The organism is Gordonia terrae, from assembly GCF_051789125.1.
Taxonomy (GTDB): Bacteria; Actinomycetota; Actinomycetes; order Mycobacteriales; family Mycobacteriaceae; genus Gordonia; species Gordonia terrae_A.
Genome location: NZ_CP196526.1, coordinates 2502624 through 2526569 on the forward strand (window position 1 = coordinate 2502624; position 23946 = coordinate 2526569).

Here is a 23946-nt window from a genome sequence, read left to right on the forward strand (position 1 = left end):
AGAACACACCATGACCACTCTGGAAATCCGTGACCTGCACGTCGATGTCGCCCAGACCGACTCCGACGCCGAGCCCATCCACATCCTCAAGGGTGTCGACCTGACCGTGAAGTCCGGTGAGACGCACGCGATCATGGGACCCAACGGTTCGGGCAAGTCGACACTGTCCTATGCCATCGCCGGTCACCCGAAGTACGAGGTGACCTCCGGATCGATCACCCTCGACGGTGAGGACGTCCTGGAGATGAGCGTCGACGAGCGGGCCCGCGCCGGTCTGTTCCTGGCGATGCAGTACCCCGTCGAGGTGCCGGGTGTCTCGATGTCGAACTTCCTCCGGACCGCGGCGACCGCCGTGCGTGGCGAGGCGCCGAAGCTGCGTCACTGGGTCAAGGAGACCAAGGAGGCGATGACCGCGTTGGAGATCGATCCGTCGTTCTCCGAGCGCAGCGTCAACGAGGGGTTCTCCGGCGGCGAGAAGAAGCGCCACGAGATCCTGCAGCTCGATCTGCTCAAGCCCCGCATCGCCATCCTCGACGAGACCGACTCCGGTCTCGACGTCGATGCACTGCGCGTCGTCAGCGAGGGCGTCAACCGGTACAAGGACCGCGACAACGGCGGCGTCCTGCTGATCACGCACTACACGCGCATCCTCCGTTACATCAAGCCGGATTTCGTGCATGTGTTCGTCAACGGCCGCGTCGTCGAGTCCGGCGGTTCCGAGCTGGCCGACGTGCTTGAGGAGAACGGCTACGAGCGCTTCACCTCGGCGGCCAAGGCCGTCTGAGCCGTTTTGAACCGAGTCCGTCCGAGTCCGCACACAGGAGGTGTACGCAGGTGACACTCTCGACCGAGACAACCTCGGCGGCGCTGGACGTCGACGCGCTGAGGGCTGATTTCCCCATCCTGTCGCGCACGGTGCGCGACGAGAAGCCGCTGGTCTACCTCGATTCCGGGGCCACGTCCCAGCGCCCGCTCCAGGTGCTCGACGCCGAGCGGTACTTCCTGACCCACCACAACGCCGCTGTGCACCGAGGCGCCCACCAGCTGGCCGAGGAGGCGACCGACGCCTACGAGGACGCGCGCGAGGTCATCGCGCAGTTCGTGGGTGCGTCGGCCGACCAGCTCGTGTTCACCAAGAACGCGACCGAGGCGCTGAACCTGGTGGCCTACACGCTCGGTGATGCGCGCTCGGCGCCGGTCCTCGGCGGCTCGGCTCTGGGTCCCGGCGACACGGTGGTCGTCACCGAATTGGAGCATCACGCCAATCTCGTCCCGTGGCAGGAACTCTGCCGGCGGACCGGCGCGACGCTGCGGTGGTACGGGGTCACCGACGACGGCCGGATCGACCTGGACTCACTGACTCTCGACGAATCGGTGAAGGTCGTCGCGTTCACCCAGCAGTCCAACGTCACCGGCGCGGTCGCCGATGTGCCCGAGCTCGTGTCCCGTGCTCGCGCGGTCGGCGCTCTCGTCGTTCTGGATGCCTGCCAGTCGGTTCCGCACATGCTGGTCGACTTCCCGGCACTCGACGTCGACTTCGCCGCCTTCTCCGGGCACAAGATGTTCGGTCCCAGTGGGGTCGGGGCGCTCTACGGCAAGGCTGAGATCCTCGATGCCCTGCCTCCGTTCATCACCGGCGGCTCGATGATCGAGACGGTGACCATGGAGGTGTCGACGTACGCGCCCGCTCCGCAGCGGTTCGAGGCCGGTGTGCCCATGACCTCCCAGGTCGTCGGGCTCGGTGCCGCTGTCCGCTATCTGCAGGCGATCGGCATGGAAGCCGTTGCGGCGCACGAGCACGCGCTCACCGAGCGGGCCCTCGACCGGCTGGCGACGATCGACGGTCTGCGCATCATCGGACCGGCGAACACCGAGAAGCGCGGTGGCGCGGTGTCGTTCCTCGTCGACGGCATCCACGCCCACGATCTCGGACAGATCCTCGACGACGAGGGTGTCGCGATCCGCGTCGGCCACCATTGTGCGTGGCCGTTGCACCGACGTTTCGGCGTCGCCGCAACCGCTCGCGCCTCCTTCGCCGCCTACAACACCTTCGCCGAGATCGACGCCCTCGCGGCCGCGATCAGCAAGGCGCAGAAGTTCTTCGGGACGGTCTGACCATGCGGATGGAGCAGATGTACCAGGAGGTGATCCTGGACCACTACAAACATCCGCACGGCCGCGGGCTCCGTGAGCCGTACGGCGCCGAGGTGCACCACGTCAACCCGACCTGCGGGGACGAGGTGACGTTGCGCGTGGCCGTGTCCGAGGACGGTACGACCATCGCCGACGTCTCCTACGACGGGCAGGGATGCTCTATCTCGCAGGCCTCCACATCGGTTCTGCACGACCTGATCGTCGGGCAGCCGGTCGCCGACGCTTTGGTGACCGTCGACTCGTTCACGTCGATGATGACCTCGCGCGGCAAGGATCCCGGCGATGAGGACACCATCGGCGACGGCATCGCGTTCACCGGGGTCAGCAAGTACCCCGCACGCGTCAAATGCGCGCTCCTCGGCTGGATGGCGTTCAAAGACGCACTCGCGCAGACGATTGACAGCCTTGACACACGAGTGGAGACAGCATGAGTGACGACACCGCAACCACAGAACAGACACCGACCGACACCGGCGTGACGGGCACGCCACCGGCGCCGGCCACGTCGCTTCCCGCGATCGACGATGTCGAGGAGGCCATGCGCGACGTCGTCGATCCCGAGCTCGGCATCAACGTCGTGGACCTCGGGCTCGTGTACGGCATCGAGGTGACCGACGATGCGGTGGCGAAGATCGACATGACCCTCACCTCCGCGGCGTGCCCGCTCACCGACGTGATCGAGGACCAGTCGCGCGGCGCACTGGTCAGCAGCGGCCTGTGCACCGACCTGGAGATCAACTGGGTCTGGCTTCCGCCGTGGGGGCCCGACAAGATCACCGACGACGGTCGCGAGCAACTGCGCGCCCTCGGGTTCACCGTCTAGTCGGGTTCCTGTTCGTCGGCGATGACGTCAAGGTTCGAGTCGCGAGTCGAGCGGATGATCCGCGAGGCGACCGAGCGCGGCGAGTTCGAGAACCTGCCGGGTGCCGGAAAGCCGCTGGACCTGTCCGACAGCGATGACCCGGACTGGTGGGTCAAACGGAAGATCCGCGACGAGAACCTCGACTCGACGGCCTTGTTGCCCGCACCGTTGCAACTCCGACGGGAGGCGCAAGACTTTCCGGAGTCGCTGCGCGACATCGCTGACGAGAACGCCGTCCGGAACATCCTGACCGATTTCAACCGCCGCGTGCGCGAGGCGCATCTGGCCTCGCGTCAGATGATGCTGCCGCACAGCGTCGTTGCGCACACCGTCGACGTCGACGATGTGATCAGACGCTGGCGGGCACTGCGCGGCTGAGGTGCCGCGCAAACGGGGCGCAAATCGGTTGCCACGCCCCGTACGGTGAGACGGTGATCCTCTCCGTGCAGGTCGCCGGGGACAGTGAGGTCCCGGCCACCGATCTGGGCTTCCTGCTCCACAAACATCCGGACCGGGTACAGACCTTCCCGACCAGCCAGGGCCTGGCCACCGTGTTCTACCCCGAGGCCACCTCGTCGACCTGCCGGGCGTTGCTCCACGTCGACGGGGCCGGCGCGCGGGTGCCCGGCGACACCGGGCGTCACGTGAACGACGTCGCCCACGCCGCCGGATCGCGACTCGTCGTCGCCATCGGCAAGGTGTACGGCGACGCGCTGGCCGGACGCTGCAAGCTCAAGCCCGACCTCGTCGATCACCGGTGGCCGGTGACCGTGACCATCCCGTCGGTCCCGTTGCGTGCGCGGACGACCCCGGCAGACCTGTTCGGCCCGCTCGGGTGGGCCGTGGAGGTCGAGCCGCAGGAGCTGCGACCGTCCGAGTGGGGAGACTCCGGCTACGCGACCGTGACGGTGCGCGGATCATTCACCGTGCGCGATACGCTGCGTCATCTCGCGGTGCTCGTGCCGGTCCTGGCCGACGATCAGCACTACTTCGTCGACGAGCCGGAGATCGAGAAGCTCGACCGGCTCGGCGCCGACTGGCTGGCCGCTCATCCGCAGCGCGACGCCATCGTCGGCGGTTATCTGAAAGGCATCCGTCCACTGGTGGACGGGGCGCTGGACCGCCTGAGCGGCGACGACACCCCTTCGCCCAGCCCGACTCCGCGGTCCCCCCAGCGCGACTCGCTGGCCCGCCGGCGCATCGACCGTGTCGTCGAGCTGATCCGGTCGTCCGGTGCACGATCGGTCCTCGACGTGGGGTGCGGGGAGGGTCGGCTCCTGGCGGCGCTGGCCGCAGACCCCGGTCTCGTCCTGGCGGGCGTGGACGTCTCGACGGCCGCGCTTGGTCGTGCCGACGCCGCCCTCGCGCGCGTCCGAGGAGTGGAGTTGTGGCAGTCGTCCCTGGTCTACGCCGACGCCCGGTGTCGCGGGTACGATGCGGTGATCCTGATGGAGGTCATCGAGCACATCGACCTCGACCGGTTGCCGAGGGCCGCCCACACCGTCTTCGACGGGATGGCACCTCGCGTGGTGATCGTCACGACACCCAATCGGGAGTACAACGCGCACTACGGAATCGACCTGCGGCACCCCGACCACCGGTTCGAGTTCACCCGCGCCGACTTCGCCCAGTGGTGCGACACGGTGGCCGCCGAGTATCGCTACGACGTCGAGATCGGCGGCATCGGCGACCTGCACCCGGACCACGGGACGCCCACGCAGTTCGCGGTCTTCAGCCGCCGCGACGCCGCCGCCGCACGGAATGAGGAAACCGCATGAGCCGGATCGACATTCCGTCGCTCGGGCTCGTCGTGCTCGTCGGCGTCGCGGGTGCGGGGAAGAGTACATTCGCGCGCGCTCACTTCCGCGCCACCGAGGTGTTGTCCTCAGACGTCTTCCGCGGGTACGTCGCCGACGATCCGACCGATCAGACCGCGACGGCCGATGCGTTCGCGGCCCTCGTCGACGTCGCCCGCCGGCGACTGCGCCGCGGCCTGCTCACCGTCATCGATGCCACCTCGCTGCGTCCGGAGGACCGGAAGGTGCTGGTCGACCTGGCCAAGGAGGAGGACGTCTTCGCGGTCGCGATCGTGCTCGACGTACCGGTCGCCGAGCTGCTGCGCCGGGCGACCGACCGCGACGACATCGACGAGGGCGTCGTCGTACGTCAGCACAAGCTCCTGCGTCAGCACGGAAAGCATTTGCGGCGAGAGGGTTTCCGGTTCGTCCATGTGCTGTCCGATACGGCCGGGATCGACGCGGCGGAGGTGGTGCGCACCCGCCTGTTCAACGACCGCACCGACGACCACGGCCCGTTCGACATCGTCGGCGACGTCCACGGCTGCGCCGATGAACTGTCCGACCTGCTGAGCGCTCTGGGATGGTCCCTGATCCGCAACGCCGACGGGCGGGCGGTCGCCGCACACGACCATCCCGACGGTCGCCGTGCGATCTTCGTGGGCGACCTCGTCGATCGGGGGCCCGACACCCCGGGTGTTCTGCGTCTGGTCATGTCCATGGTCTCGGCGGGACAGGCGATGTGCGTGCGCGGCAACCACGAGGAGAAGCTGCTACGCATCGTGCGCGAGCGAACCGCGCGAGGCGCCGAGCCGAAGGTCCTGGCACACGGTCTGGCCGAGACACTGTCTCAGTTGGCCGACGAGCCCGAGGAATTCGTCACCGAGGTGATCGCCTTTCTCGACGGCCTGGTGTCGCACTACGTCTTCGACGACGGACGCCTCGTCGTCGCGCACGCCGGACTCGCAGAGCGCTACCACGGGCGCACGTCGGGCCGGGTGCGCAACCTCGCGATGTACGGCGAGACGACGGGGGAGAAGGACCGGTGGGGGTTTCCGGTCCGGGTGGAGTGGGCGCGGGACTACCGGGGCAAGGCGATGGTCGTGTACGGGCACACGCCGGTACCGACCGCCGCCTGGTTGAACAACACCCTGTGTGTCGACACCGGGTGCGTCTTCGGAGGTCGTCTGACCGCTCTGCGATATCCCGAGGCCGAGATCGTCGATGTCGCTGCGAGCGTGGAGCACTGGCCCTCCGAACGTCCCCTCGGGTACGGCGGCACCACCGCCGACGCGCGTGTGCGGTCCACGATCCGAATCGACGACGTCCTGGGCAAACGTGCGGTGAGCAACCGGTTCGGACCGCCGATCACGGTGCGTGAGGACCACGCCGCGGCCGCGCTCGAGGTGATGTCCCGGTTCGCCGTCGATCCGGGGTGGCTCCGATACCTGCCGCCGACGATGAGCCCGGTGACCGGCAGCGCCGACGGATTGCTGGAGGATCCGGCGGCCGGATTCGAGTTCTTCCGGCGGTCGGGCGTCGAGCGGGTGGTGTGCGAGGAGAAGCACATGGGTTCCCGCGCGATCCTCGTGCTCTGCGACGGTGAGTCGACCGCGACGGAGGTCTTCGGTGTCCCCGGCGCCGCCGGTGCTCTCTACACCCGTACGGGACGGCCGTTCTTCGACCCGCAGGACACCGCGTCGATCATCGAGCGCGCCCGGTCGGCGGCGCGCTCGGTGTTCGATTCGCTCGGATGCCGCTGGATCATCTTCGATGCGGAACTGCTGCCGTGGAACATCAAGGGCGAGGGCCTGATCCGAAGCGAGTTCGCAGGCGTGGCGGCGGCCGCGAGGCCCGAACTCGATCTGTTGTCGGCCGAACTCGCCGTCGCAGCGGGCCGGGGCCTCGATGTGACGGGTCCGGCCACCGCGACGGCATCGCGGCGGGGCGACATCGACGCGTTCACCCGGGCCTATCTGAATCACTTAGAGGTCGGCGCGGGCGTGTCGGCAGCGCGTATCGCACCCTTCGAAGTGTTGGCGTTCGGTGGACCCGACGGGTCGCGCACCGCCGAGAAGCTGGCGCATGCATGGCATCTCGACGTCGCCGAGCAACTCCGCGCGGCCGACCCGGGACTGTTCGTGGCGACCGCGCACCGCCACGTCGATCTCGGCGATCCCGCCGCGATCGATGATGCCGCACGCTGGTGGCAGGACCTCACCGACGCGGGCGGGGAGGGCATGGTGGTCAAACCCGCCGAGAACATCACCCGCGACCGTCGAGGACGGATGGTCGCACCCGGGGTGAAGGTGCGCGGGCGGGAGTACCTGCGCATCGTCTACGGGCCGTCGTATCCCGACGACATCGCGCGACTACGAAGCCGGGATCTGCGCCACAAACGATCGATGGCGATGCGCGAGTACCAGCTCGGCCGAGAGGCGCTGGCGCGCCACACCGCCGGAGAACCGCTGTGGCGGGTACACGAAGCCGTCTTCGCCATCCTCGCCCTGGAGTCCGAGCCGGTCGACTCGCGGCTCTAGGTCGGGTCGTCGGCCCACGCCGGCGTCGACATGGCGCCGCGGGCGACGACCACGCGCGTCCGCATGTCGACGGACCTGATGACTCGGGTCATCGCACCCATCGTCCCGGTGAGGTCGTCGCGGTCGCTCAGGTAGCTGCGTTGCGCGGCGACGGGCATGGCGAAGAACGCTTCGAAGAACGCGACGGTCTGTGCCGGGTTCAGCTGCAGCAGCGCGTTCAGCCCGCGCAGACGCAGATTGTGTACTGCGCGGGTCTGCGCGGGCCACAGGTCCGACGCGGGGTCGCGGCCCGCGGCGAGTGAGGCGACCACCGCGTCGGTGCACATCAGGGAACTCGCGACGCTGTAGCCGGTCGTCGGGTTCTTGAATCCCCCTGCGGCACCGAAACGGAACGTCGGGTCGCGCCACGGTCGCGGAGACGAGCCGGTGAGCGGGAAGTCGACGTGCTCGACCCGCCGGATCGTGTCCGGCATACCGCCGAGGCGTTCGGCGAGGCGCCGTTCGAGCTCGTCGAGTCCCAGAGCGGGGTGCCCTGCGAGACAGGTTTCCTCGAGGAGGTATTCGCCATCGCCCAGCGGCACCACGTACAGAAAGGACGGTAGGGCGTGGCGGTGCGTGGCCCCGCCCCGCCAGTCCATCAGCAACGCCTCGTGTCCGGCGAGAACCGGTGCGGCCGTGGCCGCGTCGACGACGATCCCGTATGCGGTCTGGCGCGCCGCGTCGTGGGGGAGCGCACCGCGGCAGTCGACCACGGCATCACCGGTCAGTATGGAGCCGTCGTCGAGATGCACACGGCCGCCGTCGATCTGGACCACACGTGCGGCCATGATCGGAACCCCGTCGAGGGTGAGCGACCGCTGGAGGCCGGGGGTGTCGAACACGGTGTAGCCGCGGGCCACCTCCTCGAGGTCACGACCGGCGACCCCGACCCGTTCGGTCCGGGCGGCCACCGCCGAAGGGTCGAGCCAGTCGGGCAGCTCGTCGGACCAGCAGGCGAAGGTCGACTGCCAGACCCGCTCGGGGGCCGGGTCGACGAGTGTGGACGGCACGCCTGCGCGTATCAGTCGGTGGACGAGGGCGCGACCGGCCGGTCCGGCCCCCGCGACGATGACTTCGGAGCTCACACCCCGTCCTTCGTCACGGACGCCGGTCCGGACGGGCAACCGTCGGCGGACGATGGGTCACGCGCCACCGGTGGCAAGCATGCCGCCGTCGACGGCCAGCGTCTCGCCGGTGATCCACGCCGACTCGTCGCTCGCCAGGAAGGCGACCGCCCGGGCGACGTCCTCCGGTTCGCCGATGCGCTTCATCGGATACGAAGCGGCGGCGCGTGCCTCGTTGTCGCCCTCGGTGAACACCGACGCGAACTTGGTCCGCACGATCGACGGTGCGATCGCGTTGACGCGGATGTTCGGGCCGAGTTCCCACGCCAGTTCGGCGGTGAGTCGGATCAGTGCGGCCTTGGACGTCCCGTAGGCCGCGATGACACCGGTCGACCGCAGACCCGCGACCGACGAGATGTTGACGATCGACCCGCCGGTTTCCTTCATCCCCGCGCGATAGGCCTCCTGGACGAACCCGAGCGCGGCGACCACGTTGGTGTCGAACGTCTTGCGGTAAGCGGCGAGGTCGGCATCCATCAGCGGGCCCGCGAGGGGAGCGATACCGGTGTTGTTCACCAGTATGTGGATTCCTCCGCCCTGGGCGACCGCGGCCGCCACCGCTGCGGCGCGGTCGTCGGCGTCACCGGTGTTGCCCGCGCTCGCCGACACCGTCGCGCCCGGCACCGCCGCCCGGATCCGGTCCGCGGCCTCCGCGAGCGGCTCGGCCTTGCGGCTGGTGATGACGACCGAGGCGCCGCGTCGGGCGAGCTCGGTGGCGATGGCCTCGCCGATGCCGCGGCTGGCACCGGTCACCAGTGCCGAGCGGCCGGTGAGGTCGGAGGACTGGGGAAAGTTCTGCGGAATCGTTGTGGATTGCGTCACGCTCCACACCGTATCGGGCCACCGTGTCCCCGCGGGGGGAGTCGATGGCGTCCCCAGGAGACCGTGCGTGGACAAATCGGTGGCGCGACACCGGTAGACTGGCACGTCGTGATCACCGCGACCGACCTTGAGGTACGAGCGGGCGCTCGGACCCTGCTGTCGGCGCCCGGCGATGCCCTGCGTATCCAGCCCGGCGACCGCATCGGCCTCGTGGGCCGCAACGGCGCGGGAAAGACCACCACATTGCGCATCCTCGCGGGGGAGACCGAACCCTACGCGGGTTCGATCCGCCGCTCCGGCGAGCTCGGCTATCTCCCGCAGGATCCGAAAGAGGGCGATCTGGACGTCCTCGCCAAGGACCGCGTGCTCTCCGCACGCGGGCTCGACGAGATCCTGCGTGACATGGAGAAGCAGCAGGCGGCGATGGCCGAGGCCGCCGACGACAAACTCCGCGACAAGGCGGTCGCCCGCTACGGTCGTCTCGAGGAGCGCTTCTCGTCCCTCGGCGGTTACGTCGCCGAGTCCGAGGCCGCCCGTATCTGCAACAGCCTCGGTCTGCCCGACCGCGTCCTCAGCCAGCCGTTGCGCACGCTCTCCGGTGGTCAGCGCCGGCGCATCGAACTGGCCCGCATCCTGTTCGCGGCGTCCGACGGTTCCGGAAAATCCGACACCACCCTGTTGCTCGACGAGCCGACCAACCACCTCGACGCCGACTCCATCGCCTGGCTGCGCAGCTTCTTGCAGAACCATGAGGGCGGTCTCGTCGTGATCAGTCACGATGTCGACCTCCTCGCCGATGTGGTGAACCGCGTCTGGTTCCTCGACGCGGTCCGCGGTGAGGCCGACATCTACAACATGACCTGGAAGCGGTACCTCGACGCGCGCGCAACCGACGAGCAGCGTCGCCGCCGCGAACGGGCCAACGCGGAGAAGAAGGCCTCCGCGTTGCGCACGCAGGCCGCGAAGCTGGGTGCCAAGGCCACAAAGGCCACTGCCGCGCAGAACATGCTCAAGCGGGCCGAGCGGATGATCGACGCGCTCGACGACGAGCGGGTGGCCGACCGCACCGCCCGAATCCGGTTCCCCGAACCAGCCACGTGTGGCAAGACCCCGCTGATGACCTCGGGTCTGTCGAAGAGTTATGGATCCCTGGAGATCTTCACCGGCGTGGATCTCGCGATCGACAAGGGCAGTCGCGTCGTCGTGCTCGGCCTCAACGGTGCCGGCAAGACCACGCTGTTGAAAATGCTTGCCGGCGTGGAGAAGCCGGACACCGGTCGCCTCGAGCCCGGCTACGGGCTGAAGATCGGTTACTTCGCACAGGAACACGACACCCTCGACGATCAGGCGAGCGTGTGGGAGAACATCCGCCACGCCGCACCCGACGCCGGCGAGCAGGATCTCCGAAGCCTGTTGGGCGCGTTCATGTTCACCGGGCCGCAGCTCGATCAGCCGGCCGGCACCCTGTCGGGCGGCGAGAAGACCCGTCTGACGCTGGCCGGTCTCGTGTCGTCGGCGGCGAACGTACTGCTCCTCGACGAGCCGACGAACAACCTCGACCCGATCTCGCGCGAACAGGTCCTCGACGCCCTCCGGAGCTACACCGGCGCCGTCGTTCTCGTCACGCACGACCCCGGGGCGGCCGCCGCCCTCGACCCGCAGCGTGTCATCCTCCTGCCGGACGGCACCGAGGACCACTGGAGCGACGAGTACCAGGAGCTCATCGAGCTGGCCTGATCCTCGCCGCCCCGGTCGTTCAGCTCGCCGGCCAGTACTTCTTGCGCAGGTCGCCCTTCACGAGCTTCCCGGTGGGTGTCCGCGGCAGCTCGTCGACGAAGTCGACCGAACGCGGGGCCTTGTACGCGGCGATGTTGTCCTTGGTGAAGGTGATCAGGTCCTCGGCGAGTTCATCCGTGGGCTCCTGGCCCTCGGTGAGCTGGACGCAGGCCTTGGCGACTTCGCCCAGATCGGCGTCGGGAACCCCGATGACGGCGACGTCGAAGACGGCCGGATGGTTGATCAGGACGTTCTCGGCCTCCTGCGGGTAGATGTTGACGCCGCCGGAGATGATCATGAACGCCTTGCGGTCGGTGAGGTACAGATACCCCTCCTCGTCGACATAGCCCACATCGCCTGTCGTGGACCAGTTCTCGTGCTCGGGGTGCTGGGCGCTGCGCGTCTTCTCCGGATCGTTGTGATACTGGAAGGCCACGTCCTCGCGCTCGAAGAACACCTGGCCGACCTCGCCGGTGGGCAGTTCCTTGCCGTCCTCGTCGCAGATGTGGACCACGCCGAGCAGCGGTTTGCCCACAGAGCCGGGGTGGTCGAGCGCCTCCTGCGGCCCGATGAAGGTGGCGCCCGCGGCCTCGGTCGATGCGTAGTACTCGTGAATAACCGGACCCCACCACTCGATCATCGCCCGCTTGACCTCGACCGGACACGGCGCGGCCGCGTGGACGGCGATCTTCAGGCTGCTGACGTCGTACTTGGTGCGGACGTCGTCGGGCAGCTTGAGCATGCGGATGAACATGGTCGGCACCCACTGGCTGTGGGTCACCTTGTACTTCTCGATGGCCGCGAGAGCCGCCTCCGGATCGAAGCGGTCCATCATCACGACCGTGCCGCCGACGGAGTTCGTCATTCCGCAATAGCGCAGTGGCGCAGCGTGATACAGCGGGGCGGGGGAGAGGTACACCGCGGACTCGTCGAAGCCATACATCGGCGCGAAGATCGCCGTGTAGGCGTCGGGGATCTCGTCGACCTGTCCTTCGGGCATTGGTGTCTTGATGCCCTTGGGGCGGCCGGTGGTACCCGAGGAGTAGAGCATGTCGGTGCCCCGCGGCTGGTCGGTGCGGGGTTCGGGCGAGGCGTCGGCCAGGATCTTGTCGTAGTTGTCGAAACCGTCGAGGTCGCCGCCCCAGACCACGCGTCGACCCGCACCCGACAGAGCCTCGATCTCGGTCGTCGCCGACACGGCGTCGACGACCGAGGCGCCGGCGAACAGCACCTGCGCGTTGCAGTCGCCCAGGATGTAGTTGGTCTCGGCGGCGGTCAGATGATGGTTGACGGCCGTGACGTACAGACCGCTGCGCAGCGCGGCCCAGTAGACCTCGAACACGTGCAGGTCGTTGGCCGAGACCACCGCGATGTTGTCGCCGCGCTTCAAGCCGAGTGAGTCGAGGTAGTTGGCCAGCCGGGTCGAATTCTCGTCCAGTTGCCGGTAGGTCAGCTGCTCACCGGTGGCGGCACGAATGATCGCGGGCTTGTCCGGAGTGGACTTGGCGAAGACTCCTGGGAACAAGGGTGCACTCCTCGAAAACGAAGGGACGTTCACCCCGAACGAGCGCTATCTAACGCTCGTTCGGGGTGTCGTGAGTCACACTACCTGACAGACGTGTCCGATCCCCCTGGGCTCAATGCGATGCGAGGAACCGGTCCATGGTGCGCTCGGCCAATGCCGTGATCGTGAGCGCCGGGTTGACCAGGCCGACGGCTCCGGGCGCGAAGGACCCGTCGACGACATAGAGGTTGTCGTAACCGTGCACCGCGCCGTCATAGGATGCCGCCTGGTTCATCACGACCCCGCCGAGTCCGTGATAGGTACCCGCTGAACCGAATCCGACCGCACGGGTGTAGATCGGCACGCCGTTGGCCGGACGGCCGTAGCGCGCCTCGGTGCGTTGGTGGAACCGTGCGATGAAGGCGGTGGCCTGCCGATCGACGGCGTTGGTGCCCTCCGCGTGGGGGTAGCTGAGCTTCGCGGTACGCGTGGCGTGATCGAAGTCGACCGTCCCGCGCTCGTCGGTGAGCGCCTGCACGAGGTGGGTCGTGGCCGCCTTGCCGAGCGGCGCCGGCAGAGGCGTCGCCTGATAGACCATCGACACCGGCGAGTCGGTCAGATGGTCCTCGTAGATCCGCGCGTAACCGGGACCGCCCTGCACCAGGCCGAAGTCCTCGGACGGGTTGCTGCGGATGGTGAGGAAGTCGCCGTTGGTGCCGAACCCGTCGCCGATGCGCGGCGACAACCGGGGCAGCGTCCCCTTGGCCCGCGCCTCGACGAGCATCCGTGTGGTGTGGAACGAGCCGGCCGCCATGAACAGGTGGTCGGCTTCCGCGGTCACCGTCCGGACGGTCCGGCCCTGTTCGTCGCGGACGCGCGCGGTCACGACGAATCCCGCGCGACGCGAACGTGGGCGGATGTCGAAGACCTCGTGCATCGGCTTGATCGTGACGTTTCCGGTGCGTTCGGCGGCGGCCAGATACGTACGGTCCGTGGACTTCTTGGCCCCGCTGTTCACGCCGTAGCTCAGTTCGCCTGCGATGACCGACGGATCCTTGCGCCCGGCGATCTCGTCCCGGACGATGTCCCAGTCGATCGCGAAGTCGAAGAAGTGGGGCGTCGCACCGTAGCGGGCGATCACCTTGAGCCAGTTCCGTGCGCCGACGTAGTTGGGGTGGGCCAGGATGTCGGCGGGCATCGCCGACACCCCGAGCCCCTGCTTGGCCCGTGGATAGTAGGTCGCCGCGAGTTCGGCGTAATCGGCTGCGGCCGGGAAGACGTACTCGAAGTCCTGTCTGCGCGGTACGGGTGCGAACGAGCCGAAGACCAGCGAACCGCCGCCGACCCCGGCGCCGTAGACCGCCTCGATACCGTTGCCGACGACGTGGTCGAGAACTCCGGGGTATGGCTCGACCGGGATCGAGGTGGCGCTGTTGGCGCCCGCGCGGTTGCCGAACCAGGCGGCACGCTTGTCGGGCCTCGAGAATGCCGCGAAGGTGTTGCCGTCGGGACGGATCGGCCAGCGTCGTCCGCGTTCGAACACGGTGGTGGCGAATCCCGCCTGGCCGAGGCGCAGCGCGGCGACCGATCCGCCGAAGCCGGTCCCGATGACGATGGCCGTGCGGCCCGGGGCGGCCTGCGAGGTCGCGGGCACCGAGGCGAGGGCGCCGAGCGCCCCGGCCGCCACCGCGGAACGGATGACAGTCCGCCGCGAAACCGGCGGCGTCGAGATGTTGTCGAAGATCACCGGGAAACCTTAGCCCGCACAACTAAGGTTAGGAACTCCTAAGAACTGGCCACTCTGTGGAATGGGTCACCATCGGGATAAGCTGCCCGTCGTGGGTGGGCCGCTGGAGATCGAGGTGGATCGAGACAGCGTGGCGATGGGTGATGACGTCATCTCCCATGTGCGGCGGGTCGCGGTGACCCCGGGTACGCCGTTGAGTGTCGTCTTGGACGCGTCCGCACCCGAAATCCGTTCGCGCGGTTGGTCATGGGTGGCCGAGGTCGACGGCCGGGTCGCTGCGGTCTGGTCGGTCGACCACGGCGTGCAGATGCTGGTTCACGACTCTGCGGTGACCGACGCCGATGCACCGCGCCGAATCCACTACCGGTATTTCCTACAGATCGATCCGGCGTGGCTGCATCGGCGACTCGCCCACGGTGCGGCACCGAACCGGCGCGCGTTGGAACGGGACTATCGCCCGATCGGTGACCGACGACGCGAGGAGGAGGAGCGCCGCCGGGAGCGGGACTCGCCGGCGCGGTACCTGTCCGTCGAGTGCATTGAGGCGTTGCGCGGGTTGGGTGCGGAGTTCGATCTGCACAACGATCGCATGGCTCGCTTCACGGTGTCCGGATCGCTGATACGGGTACAACGCGCCGACACCATGACCATGACCTTCGACGCGTCGGGCCGGGTCTTGTCATCGATTCGGCCCGTCGCGGTCGCCGAGTGCTGGCTGATCGCCGTCGCGGGACAGCTGATGCGGCAGGCGCGCGGACTGCCTCCGGTCGCCGACGACCCCCGGACGCCGGCGCCGGACCTTCGGGCGATGGGTTCGGGGGTCTCCGGGGCGGCGCGCTGGACGACGAAGGGGGAGCCCGTCGTCCAGCTCACCGGCGACGACGCGGTCCGCGCCTACCGGTTGTCGGCCGGAAGGTCGATGAGCGAGCTCGTGGCGATCCTGACCGCGGAGTGAGCCGGGCGGTCAGTCGTGTGCGCGCACCGACTCCTCGACGAGGTCGAGCACCGCGTGGAGGTCGTCGGTGGGCTGTCCCGTCGCCAGTCGTGTGATGAGACCGTCGAGCACCAGATCGAGGTAGTTGAGCAGCACGTCGGTCGGCACGTCGTCCCGGAGGCGCCCGGCCTGCCGGCCGCGTTCCAGCCGGCTCAGGGTCGCCTGCTCGACCTCCGCCGAGTGCGCCAACCATTCTGCACGAAAGCCGTTGTCCGTACGCAACTTACGCGCGATCTCCAGCCGGGTTCCGAGCCAGTCGAAATCCTGAGGCCGGGTGAGCATGTCCCGCATGACCTGGACGAGACCCTGCTCGGCCGCCACGTCGGCCATGCGCTCGGCATCTTCCCGTGCGAGCGCGAGGAACAGCGCTTCCTTGTCCCGATAGTGATGGAAGATCGCGCCCCGGGACAGGCCCGTGGACTCCTCGATCCGTTTGACGGTCGCGCCGTCGTATCCGTACTCGGCGAAGCAATGCCGCGCGCCGTCGAGAATCTCTCGACGACGCGCGGCAAGCCGGTCATCGCTGACCTTGGGCACGTCGCGTGCCTCCTGTCAGCTCTTGATCATGTTGCGCAGCACGTACTGCAGGATGCCTCCGTTGCGGTAGTAGTCGGCCTCTCCGGGGGTGTCGATGCGGACCTTGGCATCGAACTCCACCGTCGAACCGTCCTCCTTGGTGGCGGTGACGTGCACGGTCGACGGCGTGGTGCCCGAGTTCAGCTCCTCGATACCGGCGATGTCGAAGGTCTCGGTGCCGTCGAGGCCCAGCGACTTGTGCGACTCGCCCTCGGGGAACTGCAGCGGGATCACGCCCATTCCGATCAGGTTCGAGCGGTGGATGCGCTCGAAGCTCTCGGTGATGACGGCCTTGACGCCGAGCAGGCTGGTGCCCTTGGCGGCCCAGTCGCGCGACGACCCGGTGCCGTACTCCTTGCCGCCGAGCACGACGAGCGGGATGTTCTGCTCGGCGTAGTTCTGCGCGGCGTCGTAGATGAACGACTGCGGTGCACCCTCCTGGGTGAAGTCGCGGGTGTAACCGCCGGTCACACCGTCGAGCAGCTGGTTCTGCAGACGGATGTTGCCGAAGGTCGACCGGATCATCACCTCGTGGTTGCCGCGGCGGGCGCCCAGGGAGTTGTAGTCCTTGCGAGCCACTCCGTTGGCGTCGAGGTACTGCGCGGCGGGGGTGCCGGGCTTGATCGTCGACGCGGGGGAGATGTGGTCGGTGGTCACCGAGTCGCCGAGCTTCGCGAGCACGCGTGCGCCCTTGATGTCGGTGACGGGCGACGGCTCGCGCTGCATGCCCTCGAAGTACGGAGGCTTGCGCACGTATGTGGACTCGTCGTCCCACTCGAAGGTCTTGCCCGACGGGGTCGGCAGGTTCTGCCAACGCTCGTCGCCCTTGAAGACGTCGGCGTAGTCCGAGGCGTACTGCTCCGGCGAGATCGACGATGCGATGGTCGCCTCGATCTCCTCGTTGGAGGGCCAGATGTCCTTGAGGAACACGTCGTTGCCGTCGGTGTCCTGGCCGAGCGCGTCGGTCTCGAAGTCGAAGTCCATCGTGCCGGCGAGGGCGTAGGCGATGACCAGCGGCGGCGACGCGAGGTAGTTCATCTTCACGTCGGGGTTGATGCGACCCTCGAAGTTGCGGTTACCCGAGAGCACCGCGGTGGCGGTCAGGTCGTTGTCGTTGATCGCCTTGGAGATCTCCTCCGGCAGCGGTCCCGAGTTGCCGATGCAGGTGGTGCAGCCGTAGCCGACGAGGTAGAAGCCGAGCTTCTCCAGGTACGGCCACAGTCCGGACTTGTCGTAGTAACCGGTGACGACCTGCGAACCGGGTGCCATCGAGGTCTTGACCCACGGCTTGGAGGTCAGGCCCTTCTCGACGGCCTTCTTGGCCAGCAGGGCGGCGCCCAGCATGACCGACGGGTTGGAGGTGTTGGTGCAGCTGGTGATCGACGCGATGGTCACGATGCCGTGGTCGAGGATCATCGACCCGCGCTCCTCGGAATCCACCCGCACCGGCTTGGAGGGACGGCCCTCGGCACCGTTGGCGGCCGAGTGCACCGGCTCGGCGCCATCATCGGCGAAGGACAGCGTGGCCGGATCCGACGCCGGGAAGCTCTCCTCGACGGCCTCGTCGAGCTTGGTCTGCGGGGCGGAGTTGCCGTTCTCGACGTAGTTGTGGATGTCCTTGCGGAACGCGTTCTTGGCGTCCCACAGCTCGATGCGGTCCTGCGGGCGCTTCGGGCCGGCGATCGAGGGCACGACGTCGGCGAGATCGAGCTCGAGGTACTCGGAGTAGACGGCCTCCTCGGCGTCCTTCTCCAGCCACATGCCCTGTTCCTTGGCGTAGGCCTCGACCAGCGCGAGCGTCTCCTCGCTGCGGCCGGTGAGCCGCAGGTACTTCACGGTCTCCTCGTCGATGGGGAACATCGCACAGGTGGAACCGAACTCGGGGCTCATGTTGCCGATGGTGGCGCGGTTGGCCAGCGGGACCTCGCCGACGCCGTTGCCGTAGAACTCGACGAACTTGCCGACCACGCCGTGCTTGCGGAGCATCTCGGTGATGGTGAGGACCACGTCGGTGGCGGTCACGCCGGGCTTGGCCGAACCGGTCAGCTTGAAACCGACGACACGCGGGATGAGCATCGACACCGGCTGACCGAGCATCGCAGCCTCGGCCTCGATACCGCCGACGCCCCAGCCCAGGACGCCAAGACCGTTCTCCATCGTGGTGTGCGAGTCGGTGCCGATGCAGGTGTCGGGGTAGGCGACGCCGTCGCGGACCATGATCGACCGCGCGAGGTGCTCGATGTTGACCTGGTGGACGATGCCGGTGCCCGGCGGCACGACGCGGAAGTCGTCGAAGGCGCCCTGGCCCCAGCGGAGGAACTTGTATCGCTCTTCGTTGCGCTGGTACTCGATCTCGACGTTGCGCTCGAAGGCCTGCGCGTTACCGAAGGCCTCGATGATGACCGAGTGGTCGATGACCATCTCGGCCGGCGCGAGCGGGTTCACCTTGTCGGGATCGCCGCCGAGCTCCTTGACCGCGTCACGCATCGTGGTGAGGTCGACGATGCAGGGCACGCCGGTGAAGTCCTGCATGATCACGCGGGCGGGGGTGAACTGGATCTCGATGCTCGGGTCGGCGTTCGGATCCCAGTTCGCGATCGCCTCGATGTGTTCTTTGGTGATGTTGGCGCCGTCTTCGGTGCGCAGCAGGTTCTCCGCCAGGACCTTCAGCGAGTAGGGGAGTTTGCCGGTGCCCTCGACCGCGTTCAGACGGTAGATCTCGTAGCTGTTGTCGCCGACGTCCAGCGTGCCGCGGGCGTCGAAGGAATTGATACTCACGTCTAAATCCACTCTCCTCATGTACCGGCGGGCTGCGCCGGCGATACTCGATGATCGGTCTTGCGGTCGGGCGGGACAGCTGGGCGGCTGCGTCTTCTCTGCATGTCGCTTCTGCACCGCCGATGTCCCTGCGCCGGCGGGCTGCACCGGCGCCATCGGATGTCCGCGAGGGCGACCCGCGACAACATCGTCCAGTCTAACAGTACGGGCGTACTGTTACCAAGCTCGTGCCCGGGACACGCCGAACCGGAAGGGCTGGTGGCCGGATACCCAGACGATCCCATTGTGTCGTACGGTGCAGGGCGGGGTTCGGCGAGTGGGAACTCGACCACGGCGCGATGCCGTGCGTCCATGTCCGGGAAACCCGGAGATCTCGAGAGGCAGGGGTGGCGATGGGCCCGCAGGCGACGACTCAGGTGTTGGCAGCTCCCGCGGAGAACACCGAACTCACCGGCCTGGTCGGCGTGGACATGACCGAGTTGTCGAAGGACATCGCCGACGACGGCGTCGCCGGCGCCACTGAGGAACAGCTCCCTGCCATGCTCGACGTCGTCGCCTACGCCCGGTCGAAGGGGCACGACGTCAGCTTCGTCGTGGTCGATCAGGTCCAGCCGCGCTTCACGCTGTATCGCGACATCGCCAACCAGTTGCAGGACCAGGTCGGTGGCACCGTGATCGTCCTCGGTCCCAACTCGGTCGGCAGCTCATCACCCGACTTCAGCCGGGTCGTCCAGGAGCAGGCGACCGACGATCTGACGCTGACCTACCCGCCCGGCGCTGCGCGCCAGATGATCGACACGATGACCGGGCCGAACGTCGACTGGACCGTCGTCGGAATCGCTTTGATCCTCGTGGTGCTCGTGGGGGCGGTCCTCGCTCGTCTGCGCTCCGCCCGGGCCCGCAGGCACGCCGCGCAAGGCCCGCTCGGACCCGTCGCCTCGACGGTCGGTCCGGATCGTGCCGAGGGCGAGGCGCCTGCGGACGAGCCGTCGTCGAGCCGGTCCCGCTGACCGACGCCTGACCTCGCCGAAGCGCCGCTGGCAGCGTCAGGCGCGGCGCGCATATCGCAGCTGGACGATGGCCGGAACGCGATGTGGGGCGTGTCCCGTGCTCTGTTGCCGATTCGAGACCTTCGGCAACCATCGAACTTTTGCCAGTTCACGGCATTTTCGCAGGTAATCACGCCTTTGTAATTCTGCGACAAGGTTTTCTCGTGTGGTTGATGTGACGTACGGTTCTGATGTCGCATGTGTTTCCTGTGAGTCCCACAGGGTCACTTGTTACTGAAGTGCAGTGTGTGATCGCGGGCCCCCGACCGCCGATCGCCAGCCGGGGATCGCGAGCATCCCCGCACGAAACCGCGAGGAGTTCCGGTGAGTCGAGGAAGAACTGGTGCGTCCTGGCCGGCGCGCATCTCGGCAGCCCTTGCTGTCGTGCTCATCTGCGCGGTCGGTGCCGGTCATGCGACCGCGGCGCCGAAGAAGACGCCCGAGTCGCCGGTGTCCGGCCTGATCAACCGCATCGCGTCGGTCAACCAGGACATCGCCGACCTGGATCAGGCGCTCGCGGCGCGGCAGGAGACGGTCAACCGGTCGATCGTCGACTTCCAGAACTCCCTCGCGCAGCGCCGCCTCGCCTCGGTCGCGGCGCGCGGTGCCCGCACCGAACTCGACCGTGCCGGCCGCGCCGTGGTCGACGCGCAGAAAGAGTTCGACCGCTTCGCTCGTCTTGCCTACCAGCAAGGGCCCGAACAGGTCTCGATGTCGAACTACGTCTCCTCGACCGACCCCCAGGCCGTGCTCGATCGCATGAAACTCCTCGATCAGGTCGGCAAGAAGCAGCAGGAGATGATCCGCAAGCTGCAGGTCGCCCGTAACCAGAAGGCCAACCGTCTCGCCGCGGTCGAGGCGACCCGCAGGCAGGCGTCCTTCGCCGCCAAGAGTGCCGAACAGCGCAAGAACGACGCGATGGCCGCGGTGACCGAGGCGAAGACCGCGATCACGACACAGCAGAAGCGCAAGGCCACGCTGATCACCGAGCGTGACCGGGTGCAGAAGCGGCTCAACACCATTCGCGGTTATGTGCCCAAGAAGACCGTCGAGGGCCCGTCGGCGAGCGACCTGCTCGCCGATCTGTTCCCGTCCGACCCGTCCGCGGGCGGCGTCCTCAAGGCGCTCCCGGCGACCCCGGCGACCGACAACCAGGCCCTCGCGGTGGCGGCCGAAGCCGCTGCTCGGCTGGCCATCGACGTGGGCCAGTCGGTCCTGGCGAGTCTGGTCGGACAGCAGCAGCTCCCGCAGTCGGAGTTGCTGAACGAACTCGGCATCGGCGGTGCCGACCTGACCGGGAGCAGCGGCGGGGACACCCTCAGCGCACGGCTCGGTTCGGGCAGTCTGGGCACTCTGTTCGGCAGTTCGTCCGGCGGAGGCGGCGGTGGCGGCGGGATGGTCCGCCCCGGGCTGCGCGGACCGCAGGCCGTCGAGATCGCGGTGAACCGTGCGCTGTCGCAACTCAACGTCCCCTACGCGTGGGGCGGCGGCGACGCCAACGGTCCGACGCAGGGCATCCGCGACGGCGGTGTCGCCGACAGTTACGGCGACTACAACAAGATCGGCTTCGACTGCTCGGGTCTGATGATCTACGCGTTCGCAGGCGTGGGTATCGAACTGCCGCACTACACCGGCTATCAGTACACCTCCGGCCCACAGTTCCCGTTGTCGCAGATGCGTCGCGGCGACATGATCTTCTACGGCCCGAACGCGAGCGCGCACGTCGCGCTGTACCTGGGCGACAACAAGATGGTCGAGGCGCCGCAGTCGGGTGACGTGGTCAAGGTGTCGCCGCTGCGCACCGACGGTGCGATGCCGAACGTCGTGCGACTGCTCTGATCAGGCCGGGCCGTCCAGAACGCACGACCCTTCCGAACGCACGACGCCGGTCAGGTCTTCTTGGCACCTTTTCAGTTCTCACCGCTAGGCTGGCACAAGCACACGCGGGGGTCTCGGCCTGCGCGCGGCGCGTGGCCATTCCCGACCGGCCGCGCCCACACCAGCTGACGCATCGCAGTTCAGACGAACAGCAGTTCAGAGGAACAGGAGCACGGGTTGACCGAATCGCACTCCCTCGACAAGGCGGCCCCGGGAGATCCCGGGACGAGCGGAGCGGACGCCTCGGTGCTGAGTGACGCCGACACCGCCCTGCTCGAGCGGGCCATCTACGAGGTCAAGCGAGTCATCGTCGGCCAGGACCAACTCGTCGAGCGCATCCTCGTCGGTCTCCTCGCGCGCGGGCACATCCTGCTCGAAGGCGTTCCCGGCGTCGCGAAGACGCTCGCGGTCGAGACGTTCGCGCGCGTGGTCGGCGGTTCGTTCTCGCGCGTGCAGTTCACCCCCGACCTCGTTCCCACCGACCTGATCGGTACCCGCATCTACCGGCAGGGTCGGGAGGAGTTCGACACCGAGCTCGGCCCGGTCGTCGCGAACTTCCTGCTCGCCGACGAGATCAACCGTGCACCGGCCAAGGTGCAGTCGGCGTTGCTGGAGGTGATGGCCGAGCGGCACGTCTCGATCGGTGGCAAGACCTACCCGATGCCCGATCCGTTCCTGGTGATGGCGACGCAGAACCCCATCGAGAACGAGGGCGTGTACCCGCTGCCCGAGGCACAGCGCGACCGCTTCCTGTTCAAGGTCCTCGTCGACTACCCGTCGGTCGAGGAAGAGCGCGAGATCGTCTACCGGATGGGTAACGTCCCGCCGACGGCCTCGCAGGTCCTCGACCCGGCGGCGATGCTGCGTCTGCAACGGACGGCGGCGAACGTCTTCGTCCATCACGCGCTCGTCGACTACGTCGTCCGGGTCATCAACGCCACCCGCAGGCCCGCCGAACTCGGTCTCAACGACGTCGCGTCCTGGCTGTCCTACGGCGCGTCGCCGCGTGCGACTCTGGGTATCGTCGCGGCCGCCCGCGCGCTGGCGCTCGTCCGCGGACGCGACTACGTGATCCCGCAGGACGTCGTCGAGATCATGCCCGACGTCCTGCGTCACCGGCTCGTGTTGTCCTATGACGCGCTGGCCGACGAGATCGATGCCGATCAGGTGATCTCCCGTGTCCTGCAGACCGTCGGCCTGCCGCAGGTGGGTGCCCAGCCCATGGCCCAGGGGCAGTACCCGGCCGCACAGTCACACGCGCCGAGTCCGCAGCAAGGTCCCAACGGCTATGCGGCGCAACAGGTTCCGCAGTCCGGCGGTCCGGTGAACCCGAATCAGGCGCAGGCGAACCGAAGTTCTTCGCAGTATGGCGGCTAATCGGGACCTGCCGAGCCTCGGCGCCGGATTGCTCGACGAGCCGCAACTGACCGCGGCTCTGAAGATGCTCGAGCTCACCGTGCGGCGCAAGCTCGACGGCGTGCTCCAGGGCGAGCATCTGGGCTTGATCCCCGGGCCGGGGTCCGAGCCGGGGGAGTCCCGCGCCTACCAGCCCGGCGACGACGTGCGCCGGATGGAGTGGTCGGTCACCGCGCGGACCACCCAGCCCCACGTGCGACAGATGATCGCCGACCGTGAGCTCGAGACTTGGCTCGTCGTCGACGCCTCGGCGAGTCTGGATTTCGGGACCGTCGGCTGCACCAAGCGCGATCTCGCCGTCGCCGCGTCCGCCGCGCTGGTCCACCTGACCTCCGGCGGCGGCAACCGCCACGGGGCACTGGTGGTGACCGGTGACGACGTGGTGCGGGTTCCCGCCCGCGCCGGCCGTGCGCACGCGCAGAACCTGTTGAAGGCCATCGCCACGACCCGCCGCAGCGCTCCCGGTGTCCGCGGTGATCTGAAGGCGGGCATCGAGGCGCTCCGCAGGCCGCAGCGACGACGCGGTCTCGCCGTCGTCATCAGTGACTTCCTCGGGCCCATCGACTGGGAACGGTCACTGCGCGCGATCGGCGCGCACCACGAACTCCTCGCGGTCGAGGTTCTCGACCCGCGCGATCTCGAGCTCCCGGCCATCGGTGAGGTCACGCTCGCCGACGCCGAGTCCGGTGAGATCCATGACGTCACGATCACCGACGAACTCCGACGCGACTTCGGGGCCGCGGCCCTCGCGCATCAACAGCGGGTGCACCGCACGCTGCGCAGCTGCGGTGGAGCGGTGCTGACGCTGCGCACCGACCGCGAATGGATCACCGACACCGTCAAGTTCGTGGCCCAACGCCGACGTGGACTCGCGGCGGGGGTGGGGTAGTC

The 23946-nt window shown here is 68.0% G+C and carries 19 protein-coding genes; 13 read left to right on the forward strand and 6 right to left on the reverse strand.

All coding sequences use genetic code 11. The annotated features are described in order from the left end of the window. The first annotated feature begins 10 nt into the window (after window positions 1–10). The 7 genes from sufC to ACSUZC_RS11415 are packed head-to-tail and all read left to right on the forward strand — an operon-like array spanning window position 11 to window position 7352. The gene (gene sufC, locus ACSUZC_RS11385) at window positions 11–784 is read left to right on the forward strand and encodes a Fe-S cluster assembly ATPase SufC (RefSeq protein WP_439032866.1); all 774 of its coding nucleotides are present in this window, start codon (window positions 11–13) and stop codon (window positions 782–784) included. Window positions 785–834: 50 nt separating this feature from the next. Beyond that, entirely contained in the window at window positions 835–2115 is a 1281-nt protein-coding gene (locus ACSUZC_RS11390; RefSeq protein ID WP_439032867.1) for a cysteine desulfurase, read from the forward strand. Between the two features lie 2 nt (window positions 2116–2117). Continuing rightward, window positions 2118–2585 (forward strand): Fe-S cluster assembly sulfur transfer protein SufU, encoded by a 468-nt coding sequence (gene sufU, locus ACSUZC_RS11395; protein ID WP_439032868.1) that lies wholly within the window; start codon window positions 2118–2120, stop codon window positions 2583–2585. Beyond that, window positions 2582–2977, forward strand: a complete 396-nt coding sequence (locus ACSUZC_RS11400) for a metal-sulfur cluster assembly factor (protein WP_439032869.1) — start codon at window positions 2582–2584, stop codon at window positions 2975–2977. The genes sufU and ACSUZC_RS11400 overlap by 4 nt, the downstream gene beginning before the upstream one ends. Before the next feature lie 21 nt (window positions 2978–2998). After that, complete coding sequence (locus ACSUZC_RS11405) at window positions 2999–3394, forward strand: DUF1992 domain-containing protein (RefSeq protein WP_439032870.1); 396 nt, start codon at window positions 2999–3001, stop codon at window positions 3392–3394. Between the two features lie 53 nt (window positions 3395–3447). Continuing rightward, the gene (locus ACSUZC_RS11410; RefSeq protein ID WP_439032871.1) at window positions 3448–4794 is read left to right on the forward strand and encodes a 3' terminal RNA ribose 2'-O-methyltransferase Hen1; all 1347 of its coding nucleotides are present in this window, start codon (window positions 3448–3450) and stop codon (window positions 4792–4794) included. Beyond that, complete coding sequence (locus ACSUZC_RS11415; protein ID WP_439032872.1) at window positions 4791–7352, forward strand: polynucleotide kinase-phosphatase; 2562 nt, start codon at window positions 4791–4793, stop codon at window positions 7350–7352. Before ACSUZC_RS11410 ends, ACSUZC_RS11415 begins: the two co-directional genes overlap by 4 nt. Here ACSUZC_RS11415 and ACSUZC_RS11420 read toward each other — a convergent pair. Beyond that, window positions 7349–8476, reverse strand: coding sequence for a lycopene cyclase family protein (locus ACSUZC_RS11420; RefSeq protein ID WP_439032873.1), 1128 nt, complete (start codon window positions 8474–8476; stop codon window positions 7349–7351). The genes ACSUZC_RS11415 and ACSUZC_RS11420 overlap by 4 nt on opposite strands. A gap of 57 nt (window positions 8477–8533) precedes the next feature. Further along, window positions 8534–9346 (reverse strand): SDR family oxidoreductase, encoded by an 813-nt coding sequence (locus tag ACSUZC_RS11425; protein ID WP_439032874.1) that lies wholly within the window; start codon window positions 9344–9346, stop codon window positions 8534–8536. A 99-nt stretch (window positions 9347–9445) separates the two neighbouring features. Here ACSUZC_RS11425 and ACSUZC_RS11430 point away from each other — a divergent pair, with 99 nt between their 5' ends. After that, a complete protein-coding gene (locus ACSUZC_RS11430; RefSeq protein WP_439032875.1) occupies window positions 9446–11074 on the forward strand; it encodes an ABC-F family ATP-binding cassette domain-containing protein in 1629 nt (542 codons plus the stop codon). 19 nt (window positions 11075–11093) lie between these two features. Here the strand turns inward: ACSUZC_RS11430 and ACSUZC_RS11435 are convergent, their stop codons facing one another. Further along, window positions 11094–12638 carry an acyl-CoA synthetase gene (locus tag ACSUZC_RS11435; RefSeq protein ID WP_439032876.1) on the reverse strand — a complete coding sequence of 515 codons (1545 nt, stop codon included), beginning with the start codon at window positions 12636–12638 and terminating at the stop codon, window positions 11094–11096. 112 nt (window positions 12639–12750) lie between these two features. After that, complete coding sequence (locus tag ACSUZC_RS11440; protein WP_439032877.1) at window positions 12751–14364, reverse strand: GMC oxidoreductase; 1614 nt, start codon at window positions 14362–14364, stop codon at window positions 12751–12753. A gap of 91 nt (window positions 14365–14455) precedes the next feature. Between ACSUZC_RS11440 and ACSUZC_RS11445 the strand changes: the two genes are divergently transcribed. Next, the gene (locus tag ACSUZC_RS11445; RefSeq protein ID WP_439032878.1) at window positions 14456–15319 is read left to right on the forward strand and encodes a hypothetical protein; all 864 of its coding nucleotides are present in this window, start codon (window positions 14456–14458) and stop codon (window positions 15317–15319) included. Window positions 15320–15328: 9 nt separating this feature from the next. Here the strand turns inward: ACSUZC_RS11445 and ACSUZC_RS11450 are convergent, their stop codons facing one another. Together ACSUZC_RS11450 and ACSUZC_RS11455 are read right to left on the reverse strand one after the other, a co-directional pair. After that, window positions 15329–15895 carry a TetR/AcrR family transcriptional regulator gene (locus ACSUZC_RS11450; RefSeq protein WP_439032879.1) on the reverse strand — a complete coding sequence of 189 codons (567 nt, stop codon included), beginning with the start codon at window positions 15893–15895 and terminating at the stop codon, window positions 15329–15331. Window positions 15896–15910: 15 nt separating this feature from the next. After that, the gene (locus tag ACSUZC_RS11455) at window positions 15911–18733 is read right to left on the reverse strand and encodes an aconitate hydratase (RefSeq protein ID WP_439032880.1); all 2823 of its coding nucleotides are present in this window, start codon (window positions 18731–18733) and stop codon (window positions 15911–15913) included. Between the two features lie 371 nt (window positions 18734–19104). Between ACSUZC_RS11455 and ACSUZC_RS11460 the strand changes: the two genes are divergently transcribed. From ACSUZC_RS11460 to ACSUZC_RS11475, 4 genes are all read left to right on the forward strand, one after another. After that, window positions 19105–19722 carry an Rv1476 family membrane protein gene (locus tag ACSUZC_RS11460; protein WP_439032881.1) on the forward strand — a complete coding sequence of 206 codons (618 nt, stop codon included), beginning with the start codon at window positions 19105–19107 and terminating at the stop codon, window positions 19720–19722. 363 nt (window positions 19723–20085) lie between these two features. Further along, window positions 20086–21600 (forward strand): NlpC/P60 family protein, encoded by a 1515-nt coding sequence (locus ACSUZC_RS11465; RefSeq protein ID WP_439032882.1) that lies wholly within the window; start codon window positions 20086–20088, stop codon window positions 21598–21600. Window positions 21601–21816: 216 nt separating this feature from the next. Next, a complete protein-coding gene (locus ACSUZC_RS11470; RefSeq protein WP_439032883.1) occupies window positions 21817–23016 on the forward strand; it encodes an AAA family ATPase in 1200 nt (399 codons plus the stop codon). Then, window positions 23006–23944 (forward strand): DUF58 domain-containing protein, encoded by a 939-nt coding sequence (locus ACSUZC_RS11475; protein WP_439032884.1) that lies wholly within the window; start codon window positions 23006–23008, stop codon window positions 23942–23944. The genes ACSUZC_RS11470 and ACSUZC_RS11475 overlap by 11 nt, the downstream gene beginning before the upstream one ends. The last annotated feature ends 2 nt before the right edge of the window (window positions 23945–23946 follow it).

Coding starts and splice junctions, on each gene's coding strand:
- sufC (WP_439032866.1), top strand. CDS start 11: ATGACCACTCTGGAAATCCGTGACCTGCACGTCGATGTCGCCCAGACC.
- sufU (WP_439032868.1), top strand. CDS start 2,118: ATGCGGATGGAGCAGATGTACCAGGAGGTGATCCTGGACCACTACAAA.
- ACSUZC_RS11400 (WP_439032869.1), top strand. CDS start 2,582: ATGAGTGACGACACCGCAACCACAGAACAGACACCGACCGACACCGGC.
- ACSUZC_RS11405 (WP_439032870.1), top strand. CDS start 2,999: ATGACGTCAAGGTTCGAGTCGCGAGTCGAGCGGATGATCCGCGAGGCG.
- ACSUZC_RS11415 (WP_439032872.1), top strand. CDS start 4,791: ATGAGCCGGATCGACATTCCGTCGCTCGGGCTCGTCGTGCTCGTCGGC.
- ACSUZC_RS11455 (WP_439032880.1), bottom strand. CDS start 18,733: ATGAGGAGAGTGGATTTAGACGTGAGTATCAATTCCTTCGACGCCCGC.
- ACSUZC_RS11460 (WP_439032881.1), top strand. CDS start 19,105: ATGGGCCCGCAGGCGACGACTCAGGTGTTGGCAGCTCCCGCGGAGAAC.
- ACSUZC_RS11475 (WP_439032884.1), top strand. CDS start 23,006: ATGGCGGCTAATCGGGACCTGCCGAGCCTCGGCGCCGGATTGCTCGAC.